The organism is Microbispora sp. ZYX-F-249 (genome assembly GCF_039649665.1).
GTDB classification, from domain to species: Bacteria; Actinomycetota; Actinomycetes; order Streptosporangiales; family Streptosporangiaceae; genus Microbispora; species Microbispora maris.
This window is the reverse complement of record NZ_JBDJAW010000154.1, coordinates 1-635: the sequence shown is the minus strand read 5'-3', so window position 1 is coordinate 635 and position 635 is coordinate 1. Positions and strand designations below refer to the sequence as shown.

Sequence of the window (635 nt, the reverse complement as noted above, 5' to 3'; positions counted from 1 at the left end):
GCGCGCGCCCAAGGACTGGCGAAGGGCCCCGGCACCGGACGCTCGCCGCGGTTCACCCACCCTCGACGCGGACCCGGGGACGAGGCGGTTTCATCGTGCCCGTCGCCGTGCGGGCGACGGGCACCGCCTGCGTCCCGGGTCCGCCGGGTCCTATCCATCCCGGAGCCCGTGCGTCGCCGGGGAGAGGGTCGATCAGCGGTAGCCGGCGGAGGTGACGTCGGCCTGCACCGCGTTCTCCGTCGCGTCGGACGGGTAGCCCGAGACGATGGCTCCCTCGTAGAAGGTGCCCTGGCTCAGGTTGGTGTTGGTGGCGCAGCAGTCGCCGCCGCTGCCCAGGATGATCGCGCCCTGCTTCTTCATGGGACTGTAACCGCGAGGCAGCGAGCCGTCCCACAGCGTCGTCATTCCGCCGGTCTGCGCGTTGCCGCCCTTGATGGCGAAGCGCGACGTGCCGTTGTTCTTCAGCATCGCGGTGACGAACTTGCTGGTGAAGGCTCTCTGGTTGGGGTTCCAGGAACTGCTGCCGCCGGGGTACAGCCCGTATTCGAGGTCGGCCTGCACCCACGGGCCCGAGCCGGAGCAGCCGCCGAACCAGCAGCTCGTGCCGAAGTAGATGGCGTCCATCGCGCCGGCCC

1 protein-coding gene is annotated in these 635 nt (G+C 70.6%); it reads right to left on the bottom strand.

Features of this window, described 5'->3' with window-relative positions; all coding sequences use genetic code 11:
- Window positions 1-192: 192 nt before the first annotated feature.
- The coding region (locus tag AAH991_RS40195) for an arabinofuranosidase catalytic domain-containing protein (RefSeq protein ID WP_346231200.1) at window positions 193-635 on the bottom strand (443 nt) is incomplete at its 5' end.